1 protein-coding gene is annotated in these 1,486 nt (G+C 27.8%); it reads left to right on the forward strand.

The window, feature by feature from the left end; genetic code table 11:
* Positions 1-258: 258 nt before the first annotated feature.
* Positions 259-1,215: an L-lactate dehydrogenase gene (locus HMPREF0216_RS12255; protein WP_005214705.1), complete on the forward strand. Its 957-nt coding sequence runs from the start codon at positions 259-261 to the stop codon at positions 1,213-1,215.
* Positions 1,216-1,486: the final 271 nt, after the last annotated feature.

A 1,486-nucleotide genomic window follows, 5' to 3' on the forward strand; every position in this document is an offset into this window, starting at 1 on the left:
TCCCGGGTTCGAATCCCTGATGACGCACCAAAGTCCTAATCTTAATGATTAGGACTTTTTTTGTATATAATAAAAACTATAGTTATTTAGAAAAAGTAGTTTAATATTAAGATAATAAAATATATGTGCTAGGAAAAGTATGTTATCTATTTTTATCTTTTATATGAATATATTAGTAAATTTAAAGTTAGAACATAGACTAAACTCTAATTTATTGTATAATACAAATTGAGCAATAAATATACGGAGGGCAAAAAGATGGCGTTAAAAAGTAGAAAAGTAGCAATAGTAGGAACAGGGTTAGTTGGATCTAGTACGGCATTTAGTTTAATTACACAAGGTGTGTGTGAAGAAATCTTAATGATTGATTTAAATAACGAAAGGGCTTTAGGCGAAGCTATGGATTTAAATCATTGTATAGAGTATTTAAATAGAAATACTAAAGTCAGAGCTGCTACATATGATGAATGTGGAGATGTGGATATAATAGTAATAACTGCAGGGGCACCACCTAAACCAGGGCAATCAAGAATTGATACATTACATGTTTCAGCAAAAATAGCAGAATCTATTGTTAATCCTATAATGAAAAGTGGATTTAAGGGACATTTCATAATAATATCTAATCCTGTGGATATGATATCATATCATGTGTATAAATTATCTGGATTACCTAAAAATCATATAATAGGAACAGGAACATCGGTTGATTCAGCAAGATTAAAAAACTTTATAGGTCAATTATTAAAAGTTGATCCTAGATGTGTACAAGGATATTCTATGGGTGAACATGGAGACTCTCAAATGATTCCATGGTCGCATATATATGTTGGAGGAAAACCATTCTTAAAGGTTATAGAAGATAATAAGAATAGAATTGGGAATATTGATTTAGATAATTTAGTAATGGATACAGCCAAAGCAGGATGGGAAGTCTATAACAGAAAAGGAACTACATATTATGGAATAGCAACAGCAGCAGTAGCTATAATAAAGGCTATCTTAAATGATGAAAATAAAATAATGCCAGTATCTACATTATTAGATGGAGAATACGGTGAACATAATGTATTTACAGGTGTACCTGTAGTTTTAAATAGTACAGGTGTTAAGGAAGTTGTAGAAATAGAGATGTTGGAAGAAGAAATGAAAAAATTTAATGAATCTAATAATTTTATAAGAAGTTGTATAAGAGAGTTAGGATATAATATTTAAACTTATATAAACTATAGCATATAGTAAGAATGAATTATATATGCTATAGTTTTAACTAATTTATGACATAAATTCATAGAAAAAAATATATTATATGAGTATAATTGGAATATATAATGAATAAAAATAAAAAAATAGAGAAAAATAAAATTATTTTTAAAAAATATGTTGACATATGTATAATAAGTCTATATAATTAGTTCTTGTTGAGAGACAAATCAACAGAAACAAAAAAATAGAATATCTGGTGATGATGGCGTAGAGGAAACAC

The organism is Clostridium celatum DSM 1785, assembly GCF_000320405.1.
In the GTDB taxonomy this organism is placed as follows: Bacteria; Bacillota; Clostridia; order Clostridiales; family Clostridiaceae; genus Clostridium; species Clostridium celatum.